The sequence below is a fragment of the Leptospira hartskeerlii genome (assembly GCF_002811475.1).
Taxonomy (GTDB): domain Bacteria; phylum Spirochaetota; class Leptospiria; order Leptospirales; family Leptospiraceae; genus Leptospira_B; species Leptospira_B hartskeerlii.
Genome location: NZ_NPDL01000010.1, coordinates 38,385 through 55,769 on the forward strand (window position 1 = coordinate 38,385; position 17,385 = coordinate 55,769).

General features: G+C 40.0%; 16 protein-coding genes and 1 tRNA gene. 10 read left to right on the plus strand and 7 right to left on the minus strand.

Features of this window, described 5'->3' with window-relative positions; all coding sequences use genetic code 11:
• Positions 1 to 72 precede the first annotated feature (72 nt).
• Positions 73 to 2,460, plus strand: coding sequence for an ATP-binding protein (locus CH352_RS16645; RefSeq protein ID WP_243396198.1), 2,388 nt, complete (start codon positions 73 to 75; stop codon positions 2,458 to 2,460).
• Position 2,461: 1 nt separating this feature from the next.
• Here CH352_RS16645 and CH352_RS16650 read toward each other — a convergent pair whose 3' ends face one another.
• Positions 2,462 to 3,502 carry an alpha/beta hydrolase gene (locus CH352_RS16650; protein ID WP_100705301.1) on the minus strand — a complete coding sequence of 347 codons (1,041 nt, stop codon included), beginning with the start codon at positions 3,500 to 3,502 and terminating at the stop codon, positions 2,462 to 2,464.
• A 215-nt stretch (positions 3,503 to 3,717) separates the two neighbouring features.
• On the opposite strand from CH352_RS16650, the gene CH352_RS16655 reads away from it, so the two are divergent.
• The 3 genes from CH352_RS16655 (at position 3,718) to CH352_RS16665 (ending at position 6,341) form a co-directional block, all read left to right on the plus strand.
• The gene (locus CH352_RS16655; protein ID WP_100705170.1) at positions 3,718 to 4,302 is read left to right on the plus strand and encodes a tyrosine-type recombinase/integrase; all 585 of its coding nucleotides are present in this window, start codon (positions 3,718 to 3,720) and stop codon (positions 4,300 to 4,302) included.
• A 178-nt stretch (positions 4,303 to 4,480) separates the two neighbouring features.
• The gene (locus CH352_RS16660; RefSeq protein WP_020769420.1) at positions 4,481 to 4,816 is read left to right on the plus strand and encodes an STAS domain-containing protein; all 336 of its coding nucleotides are present in this window, start codon (positions 4,481 to 4,483) and stop codon (positions 4,814 to 4,816) included.
• 22 nt (positions 4,817 to 4,838) lie between these two features.
• Positions 4,839 to 6,341: a glycosyltransferase family 39 protein gene (locus CH352_RS16665; protein ID WP_100705171.1), complete on the plus strand. Its 1,503-nt coding sequence runs from the start codon at positions 4,839 to 4,841 to the stop codon at positions 6,339 to 6,341.
• Here the strand turns inward: CH352_RS16665 and CH352_RS16670 are convergent, their stop codons facing one another.
• Together CH352_RS16670 and CH352_RS16675 are read right to left on the minus strand one after the other, a co-directional pair.
• Complete coding sequence (locus tag CH352_RS16670) at positions 6,342 to 6,839, minus strand: acyl-CoA thioesterase (RefSeq protein WP_100705172.1); 498 nt, start codon at positions 6,837 to 6,839, stop codon at positions 6,342 to 6,344.
• A 26-nt stretch (positions 6,840 to 6,865) separates the two neighbouring features.
• Positions 6,866 to 7,906, minus strand: a complete 1,041-nt coding sequence (locus CH352_RS16675; RefSeq protein WP_100705173.1) for an SMP-30/gluconolactonase/LRE family protein — start codon at positions 7,904 to 7,906, stop codon at positions 6,866 to 6,868.
• Positions 7,907 to 8,027: 121 nt separating this feature from the next.
• Between CH352_RS16675 and CH352_RS16680 the strand changes: the two genes are divergently transcribed.
• Positions 8,028 to 8,285, plus strand: a complete 258-nt coding sequence (locus CH352_RS16680; RefSeq protein ID WP_100705174.1) for an LIMLP_16025 family protein — start codon at positions 8,028 to 8,030, stop codon at positions 8,283 to 8,285.
• Between the two features lie 34 nt (positions 8,286 to 8,319).
• Entirely contained in the window at positions 8,320 to 9,159 is an 840-nt protein-coding gene (locus CH352_RS16685) for a penicillin-binding transpeptidase domain-containing protein (protein WP_100705175.1), read from the plus strand.
• A gap of 21 nt (positions 9,160 to 9,180) precedes the next feature.
• Here the strand turns inward: CH352_RS16685 and CH352_RS16690 are convergent.
• Both CH352_RS16690 and sixA read right to left on the minus strand, forming a co-directional pair.
• Positions 9,181 to 9,252 (minus strand) — tRNA-Pro (locus CH352_RS16690).
• Positions 9,253 to 9,339: 87 nt separating this feature from the next.
• On the minus strand, positions 9,340 to 9,822 hold the full coding sequence (sixA, locus tag CH352_RS16695) for a phosphohistidine phosphatase SixA (protein ID WP_100705176.1): 483 nt from the start codon (positions 9,820 to 9,822) through the stop codon (positions 9,340 to 9,342).
• 99 nt (positions 9,823 to 9,921) lie between these two features.
• Here sixA and CH352_RS16700 point away from each other — a divergent pair, with 99 nt between their 5' ends.
• The 4 genes from CH352_RS16700 (at position 9,922) to rsgA (ending at position 14,553) form a co-directional block, all read left to right on the plus strand.
• Complete coding sequence (locus CH352_RS16700) at positions 9,922 to 10,839, plus strand: ABC transporter ATP-binding protein (protein WP_100705177.1); 918 nt, start codon at positions 9,922 to 9,924, stop codon at positions 10,837 to 10,839.
• 80 nt (positions 10,840 to 10,919) lie between these two features.
• Complete coding sequence (locus CH352_RS16705; protein ID WP_243396199.1) at positions 10,920 to 11,651, plus strand: ABC transporter permease; 732 nt, start codon at positions 10,920 to 10,922, stop codon at positions 11,649 to 11,651.
• Positions 11,652 to 11,736: 85 nt separating this feature from the next.
• Positions 11,737 to 13,260 (plus strand): HDOD domain-containing protein, encoded by a 1,524-nt coding sequence (locus tag CH352_RS16710; protein WP_100705179.1) that lies wholly within the window; start codon positions 11,737 to 11,739, stop codon positions 13,258 to 13,260.
• Positions 13,261 to 13,425: 165 nt separating this feature from the next.
• Positions 13,426 to 14,553 (plus strand): ribosome small subunit-dependent GTPase A, encoded by a 1,128-nt coding sequence (gene rsgA / locus CH352_RS16715; RefSeq protein ID WP_100705180.1) that lies wholly within the window; start codon positions 13,426 to 13,428, stop codon positions 14,551 to 14,553.
• Positions 14,554 to 14,600: 47 nt separating this feature from the next.
• Here the strand turns inward: rsgA and rsmA are convergent, their stop codons facing one another.
• A complete protein-coding gene (rsmA, locus tag CH352_RS16720) occupies positions 14,601 to 15,470 on the minus strand; it encodes a 16S rRNA (adenine(1518)-N(6)/adenine(1519)-N(6))-dimethyltransferase RsmA (protein WP_165780133.1) in 870 nt (289 codons plus the stop codon).
• Complete coding sequence (locus tag CH352_RS16725) at positions 15,442 to 17,328, minus strand: ComEC/Rec2 family competence protein (RefSeq protein WP_100705182.1); 1,887 nt, start codon at positions 17,326 to 17,328, stop codon at positions 15,442 to 15,444. The genes rsmA and CH352_RS16725 overlap by 29 nt, the downstream gene beginning before the upstream one ends.
• Positions 17,329 to 17,385: the final 57 nt, after the last annotated feature.

The window sequence follows — 17,385 nt, forward strand, 5'->3', positions numbered from 1 at the left end:
GAAAATAAGGCGCTTCCTTATTGGACTTGGATCCTTCCGTTAATCCTATTTCATTTCGCTTCCAAGGCATCCTTGGCCTTCCAAGTGGATACCGGGGTCTCCATATCCTATCTTCCTATTCCTGTCGGTATCATATTATGCTTTTGGTGGGGACCGGCACGCACGTTACCCGCAATGTATGCAAATGCATTATTCAGCGCCCATCTCTGGGGGCTCCACGATGTGGACAAATATCCGATCTATTGTCTCTGGGAAGTTTTGGCTGTGGGAATTTCCTGGTTCTTTTTTATCAAATTGAGAAAAGGAAAGCCTTGGATACCGGATCTTAGAGAGACGGTACGATTTTTACTTTGGGTAGCTTTTCCCGCAGCGATATGTAACGGGTTTTTGGTTACTGGAGGGCTTCTTCTATTCGGGGATCTTTTTCAGGATAAATGGCTCTCATCTAGTTTGTCTGGATTGGTCGCCACGTTATTCGACACATTGAGCATTTCTGTTCCTATACTGTTATGGGTAACTCCTTGGATGGAGGTCAAAGGTTGGACAAGAACGGAAGGCGCTTGGGGAAATAGAGAAACAAGCTGGGACAGAAGTAGGCTCAGAAACCTAAAACCGAGAAGGATCGCGGAGATTGTCTTAGTATTTTTGCTCTGTGGAGTTTTCGGTGCAATCATTCCTTCTTTAGAATATTGGTTTGTTTTCGCATTATTCGTTCTTTGGGCTGCATTAAGATACGGTATCACTATGGCTCTAACTGCTAATATCTGGGTGCAGTTAGTTACGTTGATATTTCCAGTTTTGTTTGGTCGTTCTGAACAGTATCAATGGTTTAAGGATGATAAAGAACTTATCTTTTTAGTAAACTTAGGGATCTTATGCATGGTTGCTTTGATTACTGGACGAGCAACAAGCGATTCTAGAAAAGAGTTACAAAAGAGAAGGAGGATAGAAGGTAAACTTCTACAGAGCCGAGAACAATACCGAAAATTTTTCGAAGAAAATCTTTCCGCAAATTTTATAACAGACGTTTCTGGAAATATTTTAGCAGCTAATTCTTCTTTTCTGAGGATGTTCGGATTTGAAACTCAAGCAGAAGCTTCTCTCAAGAATTTCGCAGACCTTTTTCCTTCTTACGATGATTATTCATTTTTCTTACAAAAAATACGGATCAGTTCCAGATTAGAAACCTACGAAGAATTTTTTCAGGACAAGAATGGATTGCCCATCCACACAACGGGAAATTATTTCGCTACATTCAATAAATCAGGAAATGTGGATTCTATCCGTGGATATCTATTAGATGATACTCTTCGTCGTAAACTAGAAGCTCAATTAATAGAATCTAAAAAACTAGAAACGATCGGAACACTAGCGGGAGGGATCGCTCACGATTTTAATAATATTCTGCAGATCATTTCCGGGTATGCGACTAAAATGCAATTGGAGTCTTCTAAATTTGCTTCTCTTTTGGACATGTCCCGTTCTATCAATGCTGCCGCGGCAAGGGGAGCAATTATAGTCCGAAGACTTCTTTCCTTAGCTAGAAAGGGAGGAGGCGGATTTAAGACGATCTTAGCGGACCAATTGGTGAATGAAACTGTAGATCTTTTGCTCCCCACATTCTCCGAAAAAATTAAATTCAAAAAAGAATGTAAGGAAGGACTTCCTACGATCGTAGGAGACTATTCCCAATTGGAGCAGGTGCTTATAAATCTTTGTTTAAACGCAAGAGATGCACTTCCTGATGGAGGAGAGATCTCTATCCGAGCGTTTGGAGTCCAAGGCGCAAATATTAGAGAATCGTTCCCACTTTCGGAACCTGCGGAATATCTTTGTATAGAGGTTTCGGATAACGGAGAAGGGATGAGTGAAGATACCAAAAAGAGGATTTTCGAACCGTTCTTTACTACAAAGACCAAGACCCAAGGAAGCGGGCTTGGAATGTCTATGGTTTATGGGATCATGCAAAACCATGAAGGAATGGTGCAGGTCAGTTCCCAGTTAGGAATGGGCACAAGTATAAGATTGTTTTTCCCAGTGGCAAAAACCAAAACTTCTCAATTTATAGAAAGCTCTGGAAAAAGTTCTCAAACCTCTACGGGTATTATGTTGGTAGTGGAAGAATCTCCTTATTTGTCGGAAATCTTACAAGACCAAATGTTAGCCTTGGGCTTCAGATTGATCAGCGCAGATAGCGCTAAAAAGGCTCACGAAATATTACATAAATTTAAATCAACTGCCGTTTTAACGGTTATCGATCTGGATTTTGAAAATCTTTCTTCCTTGGAATTTTTGGAAACCATTAAGAAAGAATGTCCCGATCTGAAAATTTTCGTTTCCGGAACTGATTTTGGAAATGAAACCAAGGAAAAACTTTCCGTACTTGGAATTAACGATCTTCTGGAAAAACCGTATAAAATCAGGGACTTGATCGAATTCTTTTATACGAAAAGTTTTTAAATTAGGCTGCCTTCTCTTTCACTTTAGCGTTCTTAAAGAAGAATGCGAACCCCTGCACTAAATCGTAGATCGCGGGTATTTGACCCAAAGAAATCCCAACATCTCCATGAGAGATCAAAGGTGTTAATACTAATTTGGATTTTTTGCGCGGAAGATTTTCCTTTAAGATCAAGGCTTCTTTTGCAGGAACCACGTTGTCTCCCAGGCCGTGAACTATGGAAACATGGCAGTCTAATAGGTGAAGTTTATCTTTTACTTGAAGCTCTTGTAAGAATGAACTTTGAGATCCGGCATTGGCCACAATCTCTTTCCAGATCTTTTCTCTGAAACTTTTATCTTCTCTAAGTTTGAAGAATATTTCTTTGTTTTCTTCGCTGATATTTTCTAAGACGGTAGGAAGTTCTAAGTTTTCTCTGGAAAAACTTCCGTCTAAAACGCAAGCCTTCAATGCAAATTCCAACTCTTGATTATCAGACTTGAGAGCATACTTTACGAAATTATAAAGAAGGATCATTCTTCCGTATTCGTCTCCCTCGTCAGAAGTCATCACATAATCCAGAGTAGACTGCACATCACAATAAGCACCGATCGTAAGGATGGAAGAGATCTTTTTTCCTACTTCCGGATCGGAAGCAGCAATTAAGCCCATACTTCCTGAAAAAGAAGGAGCGATATAAGAAAGTTTTTGATCCGGACAATATTCTTTATTAGAAGAAATATGAAGGATCAGATCTTTTATCTTTTCAACAGTCTCTTTCCGAATCCGGAATTGTGTAACTTCTACTAGTAATGGAGAAATAACAGTGTAGCCTACTGCCGCTGCAGATTTGCAGACTGCTGCGAATCTTGGGTCCTTATTTCCCATGTAAGCCAATCCATTTACTGCCAAAATGGTTCCACAGGATTTTCCTTTTGGAGTATATAAGATTGCGGGGATTTCAAATTGATCCGTTTTAACTGAGATCTCTTGTTCGGAGACTTTAGGAGGAGTAGGTAATTGGCAATGAAGGGCGAATTTGGCCGCCTTCCAGAAATATTTCATATTTGTATCCAAACCCGGACTCGTTAAGATCGGATAACAATTTAATGACGATTTGAAAAGTCGCGGAGCAGAGAATCCACGTTCCATCGCGCTCCCGTCGGTAACCACTATTCCGCAAACCAAGCGATCGAAATGGCAAATTCTACTTTGCAGGCATTATCAAAATTTTCATTCTCCGAGAAAAAAAATTACACAAATCACATTAAGGTATTCGAATGAAAAAAGAGAAAAGAAGTAGAACCAAAATTCTGCCGGAGGATAATCCTGCCTTGAGCAAGGATGAGATCCGTCTCCTTCTCAACGCATCCAGAACTCACGAAAATCATTATCTTTGGTTTCGAATGTTATACTCGTTCGGGCTTCAACTTTCCGAGTTGGTCTCTTTGAAAGTGGAGGATCTGGATTGGTCCCATCATAATATATTGATCCACCATTCCCAAACCTTAAACCCTAGAAACCCTTCCATCCCGCTTTCTCTCAGAAGGGATCTTTGGTTTATTTCTCAGGGCAAACAAGGAGAGGACTTTTTGTTTTCAGGCAGGATGGGCAAACTTCGTCCCAGAACTGTTCAAAAAATGTTTTCCAAGCTAGAGGAGATGACGGGTCTTTCGATTTCAGTTTTTAGGCTCAGGAGAAGTTTGGCTTCTCACCTGCTCGAGGCAGGCTGGGACCTGGAAAGCATCCGGGAGCAGTTAGGGCTTTCTTCCCAAAAGTCCCTGAAAGACTTGATTGGCCAGAAACCTAAGCAGGTTCTGCTCAAAAAATTTCCATTGGAAGAGATTAACGGATCGGCGGCATAATATTCCAAATTTAGGATTTTCCAACTATGGGAGAATTAGAGGACGGGAAAAAATTCTTGTAAAACCCCATTTCCTCACTATTTTAGTCTACGGCGAACTTTCCGTTCCCTTTTTGTAACTAAAAAGGAAATTTTCTTTGTCGGAATATGATCTTATGGATCGTCGCTCGGAGCCTAGCTTGGAAATTAAAACGAAAAAAGTAGGGAAACACACCCTAGTCCAATTGGATGGCAGGCTGGATATCACACATTCGGACGAGGTAGAAGCAAAACTTCTAGACGATGTCCAAGCAGGAACTGGTGATATCGTCATTAACTTGCAAAATATTTCTTATATATCTTCTTCCGGGATCAGGATCTTTGTCGGAATGGTCCGGGAACTAGAAAAGCAGAATCGAAAACTCAAACTTTGCAACATCACGCCTAACGTTAAGAAAGTTTTCGACGTTGTGGAATTGTTGGATCTTTTCGAAGTCTACGAAACCGAACAAGAAGCATTAGCTACCTTAAAATAATTAGCCGGGGGCGCTTTGTATCATGGGTTCCCCCGCTAGCACAAGCACAGAAGACCGATCTTCCGAAATTTACGGACTCATCGGTCTTTTCTTTTTATCTATACTTTCGCTTTTAATATTTAGGATCTCCGGGTTGGAGTTCCCACCTGTATGGCCTGACGAAGTTTTATTCTATTCTCCTTCTTTAGATTTTGCAAAGAATGGACTCTTCCGCACAGAGGTGCTCGAAGGTTTAGTAAAAGGAATGGAGACCAAAACTCTTTGGATGCCTCCCGTCTTCTTTTTGTTAAATGGTTGGGTTCTCAAATTTTGGGGAGAAGGTCTCGAAGTTTTAAGATTATTCGCAGCGATCTTATCCGTTGCGAGCGTCTGGATATTCTGGTTCATACTAAAAACATTCGATTATTCTCCGATTGCAAGATTAGGTGCTTCTTTACTTTTATTCACTGATCTATTGTTTTTAAGAGTGGGTTGGACCGCTAGAATGGAGGCTCTCAGTTTATTTTGGGCACTCCTATCCTTACTAGTACTCGCAAGAAAAGCAAAATGGAAGGGAGAAGTTCCGCTTAAACAATATGAAGCATTTTTCTCCGGATCCTTTTTAGGGATCTCATTTTTATCACATCCGTTCGGTGCAATTTTCGGAGTGCCTGCATTACTTCTGATCCACCAAGCAAAAGCATGGAAGGTCTGGATGTTTTGGTTGGGTGGAGCGCTGCCGATCCTCGTTTGGGGAATTTGGATCCATCCTGATTGGGGAATTTTTTTCTATCAGTTCGGTGCGCAGTTCGGACGTAAAAAAGATCTATTCCAATCCTTCTCCCCAATTACAAAGATCAAAGTATTATTAGGCGGATACGAATCTCCAGGCTTAAGATTATTCTTTTATTTAGCATTAGCTTACGGGCTCTGGGTAGTAAGAGGGGAGATTAAGGATAAGCCAAAGTCTGCATTCTTTTTCTCCGCATGGACAGTTTCCATTCTATTCTTTTTGATCTTATCCACTGAATATTATTACGTAATGTATTTGTGTATCCCTTTGTCGGCTTTGGGAGGATTCTTTTTCGAAAGGATCAGAAGCAGAAGGGTACAATTCATCGCAGCTATATTAGTATTTTCCAATATAGCAATTTTAGTGAATGCATATAAAAGGATAGGTTTCGGAAATCCTGAATTCGATCTCAAGGATAGATTTTACGAAGTTTTAGGACCTGAATTAAAAGGCTCTAAGAAGATGTATCTGCAGGCAATTCCGGATCCTTATTTTCATATTCAAAAAGAATATCCGAATTTGAAGGTGTTGGAATTTATCCCTGGAGAACTTCCCATTCCGAAGGAGGATTTTATCCATACATTGGATTCTATTGATACGTTCGTATTTTCGGATCGTCAAAAGAGAAATGAATTCGTTCAAGCGTATTTAGAAGAGAATTCCTCCAAGTTCAGAAAATTCAGAATTACTGCAGAACCTTCTACACTTAGAAAAGTTGCAATTGTAGAAGCAGAAGTATATCGCAGAAGATAATTAAACTTTTCCGTTATCTTTGATCTTTTTCACAAGGTTCCGATTTGCTTCTTGGCGTAGGATTGCATTTTCGTATCTTCTGATCTCTGTTTCCGTTTCTGGTTTTATTTTAGGAATGGGGCAGGGCTTCTTATTTTCATCCAAGGCAACGAATGTGAGATACGCAGTAGTTGCACGAGTCACAATCCCTGTATAAGGATTTTCTTTAGAGACTTGTACGCCGATTTCCATAGAAGATCTTCCTGCATAATTTGCTGAAGCCTTTAGGATTACATGATCTCCCAAAGAGATCGGTTCCAGAAAATTCAGTTTGTCCACACTTGCAGTGACTGCTTCTCTTCCACAATGTCTTTGAGCGACCATGACCGCGATCGAGTCTATCCAAGACATTAGGGTCCCTCCGAAGAGGGTACCATAATGATTGGTATGATCGGGCATAACGATATGCCTGGTTTCCACTGAGGATTGTTTCGGCGTTTTTGTAATTTCTTCTGACATCTATGATTTAGACAGGCAAGCCGTTCTTATAATTGGCATTGCAGAATAAAATCGTTGAATACTTGAGCGATATAAACTCTTTCCTTATACGAAAGTGCAGTACTTCCTGCAGAGATCAATTCGCCTGAGTTAGAAAAGATTTCTCTGATAGAATCATCAGGCGAAATAGTAAATATCTTAGTTGGAGAATGTGCTTCTGCATTGCTTGCATGTTTTAGGAATTTCATTACGGAAGGGTGAGTAACAGTGAAGATGGTCCCTTTTTCGTCAATCTCCAGATTGTCCGGCCCGCTTCCGAGTAGGATCGATTTAGGTTCCCCTAATACGATTGTTCCGTTTTCTCTTTTGATATCGAATTTTAGAACGGTACCTTCATTAAAGGAAGATCTGTATAAAACTTCTTTTCCGTCCGGTCTTTTTACATACAGGATTCCATTCCCTAGGGAGACAGGATTTCCCAAAGAAGACCAAGACTTTCCATTGTAGTAAGCGATCTCGGAACGTTTCATTCTAAAAAGGTCATGGAATAGATAGAGCATAAATCCTCCTTCTCCATGATCGTTAGAAACGAAAATTTCATTTTCGGACGCGACAGATAGATCGTTAGGACTTGTAACTAAAGGATCTTGCAGAGTTTGGATATGTTTCCATTTTCCCGCCTTGGACTTCGCGGAAGGTTTTTCTACTCTTTCAAAAACTTCTATAGAATGTTCTTTGTACAATGTGATATGGGAGATCACATATAATCTATACTTTCCGTTTTGGTTTAAGAGACTCATCCCATGCGGTCTGAAATTTTTAGGATACTCTGTTTCCAAAAGTTTCGGTTCTAGAGCAGAAGAATTTAGATCCAAAAAGTAGATCTTTCCTTCTTGGTCCTTGATCCTTCTTTCATGGGAAGATACGTAAAGTAAACCTGCATCTCTATCTATGGCCAAATCTTCCGGGCCAGGCATCCCGGAAATCTTGGAGCAGCCTTTTAAAGGGATATCTTTGATATCTCCGGAACAATTGCTGAAAAACAGGCCAAAAACGGCAAATACTAAGGGTAGAATGGAGACTCGCATGGGGTCCAAAGATCTGCCCTAAATCCGGCACTGGCAACTAGATTCAAGGCCCGAGCAGGAATTTTATTCTTGCATTTTTTGTGCAGTGCATAAAAATGGAGTTAAAAAGGAATAGCAGGGCATGGACAACCAAAAACTAAACGATATAATCAATGCCGGGATTGGGGCCGTCCAGACTTCGAAAGAGATTTTCGATAAACTTCTCCAGGATCTAAACGACGGAAAGGAGAAGGTGGAGCAGAGATTCGACGAACTCAAAGCACAGGGAGAAAAAGACCTGAGCGATAACGCGTTGAAATTCAAAGTTCCTCTGGCTTGGGGAATCGTTAAAATAGAAGAGATTCGAGAGAATATCTTAAAACAATTTTTAAAGAAATGATGGGCGGATTTTTCCCCTGGAATAGGAAACGATCATGTTTCGATTTTCAGAGGGAAAGAAATCCGCTCTAGGCTGTTTTTTACTCTTTCAACTATCTTCTCTTTTCTTTTTCACTCCATTATATTCTCAAAATCATTCTTCCAAAACGATCACACCAAACTCCGAGACCTCCGAGGAGTTGATCCTTGTGACAGAGGTAAGTTCCGGTAAACCCAAGTTCGAAAAGGCTTACGGAGCATCTGAATTTCTGAAAAGGGAATATTCTCCTGCTTCTACTTTTAAAACGTATCTAGTTTTGTCTTTGCTCGAGAATAACGTCATTGATCCGGAAGAAAAAATAGAATGTGCAGACAAACATATTCCTAATTCTCCCAGGCCTTTGGATTTGAGAGACGCGTTGTTTTATTCTTCCAATGATTATTTCGAAAAAGTTTTTCCTAAATTGGGAAAAGACAAACTGGACATTACATTACATAAGATCGGTTATTTAGAAAATTCTAAATCGAATATCAAAGTTAAGGATTGGTGGATTGATCTTGCAGGTTTAAAGCATGGAGGAAGGATCAGATTAACTCCTAAGAGTGTACATTCTTCTTGGTCCAAAATTTTTGAGAATGGTTACGGTCTTAACAAAGGTATTATGGAAGAATGGAAAAAGGCCCTTTTTTGGTCTGAATGTCCTGAACAATCGGCTAACGTGTACGGTAAAACAGGTTCTTGGGAAGGAAGTTTTTGGTTCCAGGGGGCTTTGGTTAAATCTGAAAACGATTACGTCATATATACTATCTTGAATCGAAGTAAATCAGGATCCAGAACCGGAACGATCATTAGATTTTATGAAATAGTGGGTTGTAAGGTTCCGAGTTTGGAATGAAGAGAAGTTAAAAGAGGACTTTCGGAGTGACTGGACTTGAACCAGCGACCCCTTCCCCCCCAGAGAAGTGCGCTACCACTGCGCTACACCCCGGTCCTCAGGTGTATGATTTTTTAGGATTGATCCCTATGTAAACTGGTTTTTAAAAAACAGGGCCGCAGCTTAAGTAAGCATGAAAGATCAACAAAGAAAGTCGGGAGATACAAACCATATGATCTGTCCCCCTTGGAATTTTTCGCGAGGAATATTCACTGCAAGTGCGGAACCAGGAGTGAATAGAAAAGATTTCCCTACTCCTGAAATTCCCAGAAGAGTTTCTGCAAATACGCTTACATCAGGACTATGACCCACTAAAAGGATCGCATCCGAATTAGAATTATCTTTAAGAAGAGGACAGATCCTAAAATAGTCTTCTCCAGGAAGAAGATACTCCGCGGATTCGGTTTCCAACTCAGGCTTTAAGATCTTGGAATAAATTTCAGCGGTGGCTTTTGTGCGAACGTAAGGACTGTGATAGATCTTTTTGATCTTAAATCCGGTTTGAAAGAACCGGGCCATCTTTTCTATATCTGTGATTCCCTTTGGAGTGAGTACTCTGGAGGAATCTTTGCCGTCTTCTGAATGGGGATCGGCTTCCCCATGTCTGGCTATGATAATCTTCATAGAATAAATGTAGAATTGTGCGTACGCGTTCTAATAAAAAGGATTGCTTCGAGAAGCAATGGAACTATCGTCTCCGGCACTTGGTCTAAGGATTTTTGAATGCCTCAATTTGCAATTGAAATAGAGCACCTACGCAAATTTTATCCGAAAGTAAAAGCATTACAAGGGATTGATCTAAAAATTCCGCAAGGTGGGATTTTCGGTCTACTTGGTCAAAACGGAGCCGGTAAAACTACTTTGGTCCGTATCCTACTCGGATTTTCCAAACAGACCGAAGGTAGCTGCAAGGTTTTGGGTTTGGAACCTTCTCCTCTTGCCAGAACTAAGATAGGTTATCTTCCGGAAAGAATGGCCGTCCCTACTTATTTGAGTGGGAGAGAATTTTTAGAAGCAAGTTTTAAATTAGCATTACTATCTTCTGCTATTGCAAAAAAGAAAAGTAACGAGTTTTTAGAAAAGTTGGGATTAGCAGAAGCGGCCGATCGAAAAATTTCCACTTATTCCAAAGGTATGCTCCAAAGATTGGGTCTTGCAAACGCGCTGGGTGCTGAACCTGAACTTTTGCTTTTAGATGAGCCTGGAACCGGCTTGGACCCTGCGGGTTATAAAGAATTCAGAGAATTAATCTTAGAAGAGAATCAAAAGAGAGGAGTCACTATTCTGATCAACTCTCATCGTTTGTTAGAAGTAGAACAGATCTGTACCGAGATTGGTATCCTTCATAAAGGAAATCTAATGGCTCAGGGCAAACTAGACGAATTAAAACAAGGCAAGGACAGGATACGTATTCGTTTGGAATCTGCGCCCGAATCGTATTTGGAAGAGATCTCTTTGGAAAATAAGAAGGACGGAAAAACCTGGGAAATACGCCCTAAGCCCGAAGTAGATCTAAAAAAACTTCCTGCTATCTTAGTGGAGAAGGGTGCGGAAATTTTCCTCTACGAAAGAAAGACCGAATCTTTAGAAGATGTATTTTTTAGACTTACTGAAGGTTCCGAAAATGGAGGATCAAATTGAGCTCTCAAGCCGATTTCAAATTTTTTATCTCCTCTGCGTTTCGCCAAATTGGGACACTGCTTCGGCTAACGTTTGTCCAAGTGCTTCGGCGTAAGGCAATATTCTTTTATTTTTCTCTGCTTGGCTTTTTTTTATTGGGAGAATGGACCTGTACTACTTCTGTAGGAGGAGAGACTAGTCACGGTGTTTCTTCTTATATGTATTTTATCCTGACTTCTTTTTGGAGTTTGGTCTTTCTGGTGATCCTGACTTCCGATCTTCTCCGTCAAGACATGGACTCTCAGGTCCATACTCTTTGGTTGAGTCGTCCAGTGGATCCGTTCGCGTACGTGGGAAGTAAGGGGCTAACGTTACTGATATGTGTAGTTCTTTTTGTACTCCTGGCGTTCGGGATCAGCTCTTGGTTCTCTTTGGAAATTCCTTGGGAGTTCCTTTGGTATCAAGGGACCATGATGTTAGTGTATTCGTTTTTTGTTCTATTGGTTCTTTTGGTGACTCTGTTTTCGAACCAGTCTCTTGCGATCGTAAGTTCTCTTGGTCTCATACTTTTCAGCTGCATTTTGGATTTTGTAGCCTATAACCAAAATATCGATATGTCAGCGGAAGCGAGCGATTTCAAAAAGTTCGTTCTAAAAGCGATCTACTGGGTGCTTCCCCAGGTCGGGACTGTTTTTTATCATTCTTTTGCGCTTTTTTTGGGGAAGGCAGATCCTAAAAATTTCTATGGACCTTATTCATTCGTCCAAGTAGGAGCATGGATCGTAATTTTAAAATCCACTCTATGGTTGAGCACTCGGCACAAAGAGATTTAGGCCCTAAGGGATTCGGGGAATTTAATCTAGGGTTGACAAAACCTGCTCAGCAGTAGGATATAGCAGGCCCTTCCGCCGAGCGAAAATGAATATAAATTGGTACCATTTCGAAAAGGAAGGATACTATCTGAGCGTTCGAAACGTAAACGAACGCATTGAAAAGCTAAATCCTCTCTACATCCGGTTTACCACCTTGAACAAAAGTGTGGATAAACTACTCAGCGTTCTTTTGGACAGGTACCTCGTCTATTTGGATGCGATCTCCCTAAAAGAATCCGTTTTTTCTATCTTAAGAGAAAGCGCGATGAACGCCGTTAAGGCAAATTCCAAACGTATCTTTTTTGCCGAAAACAATCTAAACATTTCCAACCCCGACGATTACGTGAGGGGGATGGCGAATTTCAAAAAAGAAATGATCAAGGACAAGGAACGATATGCTGCCTTGTTGGAAAAAGTCAAATTCCATTGTTTGATCACTCTTGCTTTCAATCGAACTAGTTTTTTGATGAGGGTCTCTAATAACGCTCCTATCATTCCGGAAGAATTAAAACGTGTAGAGAATAGGATCGGTAAGAGTAAAGAGTATAACGACCTAGGAGAAGTTTTTGCGGACCATGCAGACGATTCCGAAGGTGCAGGTCTTGGACTTGCCATGTCCCTTTTGATGTTAAAAAACGAAGGGATTGCCGCTGATTCTTATAAGTTAAAAGCAGAAGGTGGGATCACTTCCGCTTATATCAAAATTCCGTTGGACTTCAAACATAGAAATGTTTCCTACCAACGTACCGTTGAGATCATCGCAGAAATAGATAAACTCCCCACATTCCCGGAAAATTTAAATCAGATCATGAGTCTGATCAATAAGCCTGATTCTTCCATACAACAGATCACTGAACAAGTCGGAAGAGACGTTTCTTTATCTACCAATATTCTAAAACTTGCGAACTCAGCTTCTTTTGCACAAGGAAGAAAGGTCGAAACACTTGAAGATGCGATTAAGTTGATCGGTCTATCAGAATTAAATAATATTCTCCTGAGTCTCGGGACCAAAAAGATCCTGGAAGAAAGATATAAAGAGTTCGAACATATCTGGGAAATGTCCAGTCTCTCCGCTTATATTTGCAGAAGGCTTGGAGAAAGAATGGGATGGAAGAAAACATTTCTTACAAATCTGGTTTGTGCCGCACTTCTTCATAATATAGGACTTGTACTTTTACTTTCTCTAGAAGGAGATACGATCGAAAAGTTAACCGATATTTCCGGCAAAAAACTTTTACCTTCTACCCTTGGATTGGAAGAAGCCGCGCTCGGGATCACTCATACTTCTTTGGGAGGTATGATCTGCGAAAAATGGAATTTTTCGGATACGATCAAGGTCGCCGCGGAATATCACCATAGACCATTGATGGCCAAAAAAGAATCCAGAGACGTTGTATTTGCGGTCTACTTATCCGATTGGATCATAGACTGTCTGGATGGAAAAGCGGATCCGGCGGCCATTCACTGGGAAGTTCTGCAACATTTCAGTTTTAAAAAAGACGAGGAATGGCTAGAATTCGGTAAGAAGGTGATAGAAGAATACAAAGCCTTCCAGAAATATTCTAGCTGATCCTTTTCTTCTCAAAAAAAACTTTACAACTTCGATTGGACCCGGAAGTCTAAAGATTAAGTTTGCATATGATTGCCTGTGTTTAACAACCTTTTCCTCAAAGGACCCTCGCATCACGAGGGAGTTACATGAAACATACCTATAATGTAGGTTTGGGCAAAATAAATGGATCAAAAACCATCTTTGAATTTATCCGTATGGGATGCGGATCGAGAAAAAGAATTTATCAAAATTTCAGAGGACCTAGGTATCTCTGATCCGATTCCTGCGAGGATTATCGGAGAACAAGGACAAGAGTTTCGACTCGAATTAGGAAGTAAAAAAGAAGAAGGTACCGGAACGTTAACGGGTGCACTTCGTTTTAATGCGGATTCTAGTTTGGATCTACCTGTCGCAGGAGATTGGGTCCTCGTCACAAAATTAAGCGGAGAAGACTATCTAATCCACAAAGTCCTTCCAAGGAGAAGTTTACTCGTACGAAAAACCAAAGGAGAAACTTTAAAACCGGATCCGATTTGTGCAAACATGGATCGAATTTTTCTGCTACAAGGTTTGGACGGAGATTTCCAACCAAGAAGATTGGAAAGAACCTTAATACAGATCTGGGAAAGTAAGGCGACGCCTGTAGTCATACTGACCAAGAAAGATCTATATTCGGACAGGGAAGATGAACTAAAGGAAAAGATCCTTATCGTTCAAAGATCTTGTCCTGGCGTGGAAGTATTCTCCGTTTCCAATCATAAACAAGAAGGTTTAGAAAAATTGGAAACATTTTGGAAAGACGGATCAACTTCCGCTTTTATAGGATCTTCCGGAGTAGGTAAATCTTCTCTTCTTAACTTATTGATCGGAGAAAAAATCAGATCCATAAACGAAGTCAGAGAATCGGATTCGAAAGGAAGGCATACCACTACGAATAGATGGATGTTCCATTTGGATTCCGGCTCTTGGATTTTGGATACTCCAGGTATGCGGGAGATCCAACTTTGGTCCGATGGCTCGGGACTAGAAGAAACCTTTCCTGAAATTTTCGAAGCCTCTTCTAATTGTAGGTTCCAAGATTGTTCTCACATTAGCGAACCTGATTGTGGAGTAAAACTTGCGATCGAGTCGGGAAAAATTTCGGAAGAAAGATTTAAAAGTTATTTGAAACTCAAAAGAGAATTGGAAAGAACTGTGAACTTAAGCGCTCCAAATTCAATCGAATTCAGAGAACAAAAAGCGAAGTGGAAAACTATCCACAAAGAGCAAAAAAGGATGCAACAACAACGAGACCGAGAAAGGTATCGTTAGTTTTTGAGAAGAGCAGGGGGACTTTTCCTCTGCTCTTTTTAATCGATCTAAAAAAAATCCACAATTCTATAAAAATCTTCTGCTTTTAATTCTTCCGGTCTTTTGTCTAGGGAAATTCCTGCAAATTCTATACATTCTTTCAATTTAGATCTTAAATTTTCTTCGGAGATTGGAAGAGGAAGACCATTCGGATAAAAAGAATCCAATGGAGCTTCTTTAATAGAAGAACCTATCTTCTTTCTTTTTCCCCAAAATAAGGTCCTACATAAAATTTCTAAAACTTGGTAGGATTCTTTTTTAGAAAATCTTTTGTTTGAAACAAATGTAAGAACACTCGAATCCACATTTGGAGAAGGATAAAAACATCCAGCCTTGATCGTCTTTTTGCTCTGGAATTTTCCGTAAGCACCAGCATAAATCGAAAGAGAAGAGATCTCTTTCGTGATTCTTTGCGCGAATTCTTTTTGGACTAAAAAAACTGCGCCTTGTAAATTCGGAAGTTTCTCCAAAGAAAGAAGTATGAGTTCTGAAGTGATATAATAAGGTAGGTTACCGAATAAAAAGCATGAGCGATTTTCCTGTTCCGATAAGGTTTGCCTTGCATCTCCTAAAATGATTTCTGTTCCGGGTAAGAACTCATTTAACCATTTATAATATACCGGATCGATCTCGTATAATCTGAGTTTTTTTCCAAGCCCATAGAGCATATGGGAAAGTGCTCCAAGGCCGGGGCCAATCTCTAAGATCAGTTCTGATTTTTGTAGAAGTTGGGGCTCTGCGCTGGAGAACAAAGTTTTTACAGCGTTTGGATCTATTAGAAAATTTTGGCCCCATTTTTTGAGCGGAGCAGAAGATCTTTCTGACAGAAATTCCCGGATTACATTTGGTTTATAAAACGGGTATTCCGGGGAGCTCATCACTTCCAATAAACTTCCAACCGGGAGCGATTCCAAGCTGTTTTCTGAATCGATTCCATTCTCTTGGATCTTCTTTGATCCCGAATCTTGGAAGGATCAGTATGATCCCTTCTCCGCTTTTTGTCCGGTTCGCTAAAGCAAAGAGTGAATCTTTTCCAACCTCGAATCGGATTAGTTTTTGGCCCGGCTCTGGTAGGTAAAATTCTACTGCCTTTGGAACTGAGATCAAATTTTCAAAACCTGAAATTTTCGGTTTTTCTTTTCCTCCATATTGCAGAGATAGATTCTGATTTTTTTTCAAACATTCCGAGACCCAGGCCAAGCAAGATTCATGTTCTATGTAGATCTGAAGGGTGGTTGAATTTCCACAGAATCTTTCCGGATCTTTTCCCAATGATTTATACAGAATTTTGGAGCTATACTTACATTTTCCTGCGAGTACTAATCTGTTCTTTTCTTGGAGATAAAATATAAATCGATCTCCAAAAAAAGCATCCGGAAGCCTAATCCAAATAGAAGAATTTGCTAGCAAGAATTGGAAACCGCAGCAGATACAAAATCCAGGAAGCCAGATCTTTTTAAGTAGCGCTGCCCTACGGGATTTCCTGTTTGCAGAATTAGAAAGATCTAATTTGGAATTTTCTACTTTGTCAGAAGGGAGCAATTTCCAGAGAAATAAAAAGATTAAGAATAAAAACCAAATTCCTAATCCGAAAAACTTTGTATTTCCTCTATAATAACGAACCCAATTCAAATCCGATTCTCCCCAATAGAGAGTCGTTCTTTCTAAAATTTCCAAAAGGAATAAAACGACTTGCCAGATTGGTTTAGCAGGTAAGGAGAGATGGATCGATTCTAATACTAAAGAAAAATATAATAAAGGAAGTAAGAGTCCGCAGGTTGGAACTAAAATAAGATTTAAGCCGAGCGATCCGAAACTATAAGTTCCGAAAAAGTAAATTAAAGAAGGTAGAGTCCCTATTCCAGCGGACAATGAAACTAAAAGGTTTTCTCTCCAAAATCCGATAAATCTACTTAAGATTGTTTTATCTTCGGAGGTTGGAGGCAGGCATTTTTGAAAACAGGGAAGTAAAAGTAAAATACCGGAAACAGCACCGAAAGAAAGTAAAAAAGAAACCCCAAAAGAACGAACAGGATCCCAAAGATAAACCAATCCGGCCGAAGAGAGTAGCATATCTGCAGGTTTGGATTTTCGGAAAAACAAAGATTGTAAAAGTATCCAGGCAGAAAAGATCCAAGCCCGTGCAAGTGAAATTGGAAAACCTAGACAAGCCAAGTAAATAAGTCCGAATAATGCAGGAAGTATTCTCGGAATAGAATATCCTAAAAAAGGAATTCGTTTTAGTACCGTGAATATACATCCTATTAAAATTCCCAGATGTAGACCGGAGGCAGCGAATAAATGTAAAATTCCACCTTCTCTTGCATTCTTCTTAAATTCTTTATCTAAACCTTTTGCATCTCCTAAAACTAAACCTAAGGAAATTTCTCTGGCTCTTCCTTCTATCTTAGCTCTGTCTAAGGTCTGGTTGATTTTGTGGGAGAATTCCTTTTTCAAAAAACTGGATTCTCTTAAAAATGGGGCTGATCTATTTGTGTAACCGCAAATCGCCAAAACAAAGAATAGGATCACTCCCCAGGAAAAGTATAAGATCTTTCTTCTGAAGAATAAAAGAGAGATAAATATTATGTTAATTGAATGTATTGCTGTCCAAATTAAGACCAGATCCGGAAAGAAGACGTCCAAGAATAAAGAAGATAGAAGTCCGAGAATTAGATAGGAAAATAAGGAGGAGGGGATCCAGTCCCGGTAGTTTTGTTCCAAGTATTCGCCCATACGAATACCTGTTTTGGAAAATTGGAATAGTTCACGGAATTCTCATTCCGCACACAA

What these genes read in the sequence shown, in the direction of transcription:
- CH352_RS16665 (WP_100705171.1), top strand. Translation starts at nt 4,839, where the DNA reads ATGGGTTCCCCCGCTAGCACAAGCACAGAAGACCGATCTTCCGAAATT.
- CH352_RS16650 (WP_100705301.1), bottom strand. Translation starts at nt 3,502, where the DNA reads ATGAAATATTTCTGGAAGGCGGCCAAATTCGCCCTTCATTGCCAATTA.
- CH352_RS16680 (WP_100705174.1), top strand. Translation starts at nt 8,028, where the DNA reads ATGGACAACCAAAAACTAAACGATATAATCAATGCCGGGATTGGGGCC.
- CH352_RS16725 (WP_100705182.1), bottom strand. Translation starts at nt 17,328, where the DNA reads ATGGGCGAATACTTGGAACAAAACTACCGGGACTGGATCCCCTCCTCC.
- CH352_RS16670 (WP_100705172.1), bottom strand. Translation starts at nt 6,839, where the DNA reads ATGTCAGAAGAAATTACAAAAACGCCGAAACAATCCTCAGTGGAAACC.
- rsgA (WP_100705180.1), top strand. Translation starts at nt 13,426, where the DNA reads ATGGATCAAAAACCATCTTTGAATTTATCCGTATGGGATGCGGATCGA.
- CH352_RS16675 (WP_100705173.1), bottom strand. Translation starts at nt 7,906, where the DNA reads ATGCGAGTCTCCATTCTACCCTTAGTATTTGCCGTTTTTGGCCTGTTT.
- rsmA (WP_165780133.1), bottom strand. Translation starts at nt 15,470, where the DNA reads ATGAGCTCCCCGGAATACCCGTTTTATAAACCAAATGTAATCCGGGAA.
- CH352_RS16700 (WP_100705177.1), top strand. Translation starts at nt 9,922, where the DNA reads ATGCCTCAATTTGCAATTGAAATAGAGCACCTACGCAAATTTTATCCG.
- CH352_RS16655 (WP_100705170.1), top strand. Translation starts at nt 3,718, where the DNA reads ATGAAAAAAGAGAAAAGAAGTAGAACCAAAATTCTGCCGGAGGATAAT.
- CH352_RS16710 (WP_100705179.1), top strand. Translation starts at nt 11,737, where the DNA reads ATGAATATAAATTGGTACCATTTCGAAAAGGAAGGATACTATCTGAGC.
- CH352_RS16685 (WP_100705175.1), top strand. Translation starts at nt 8,320, where the DNA reads ATGTTTCGATTTTCAGAGGGAAAGAAATCCGCTCTAGGCTGTTTTTTA.
- sixA (WP_100705176.1), bottom strand. Translation starts at nt 9,822, where the DNA reads ATGAAGATTATCATAGCCAGACATGGGGAAGCCGATCCCCATTCAGAA.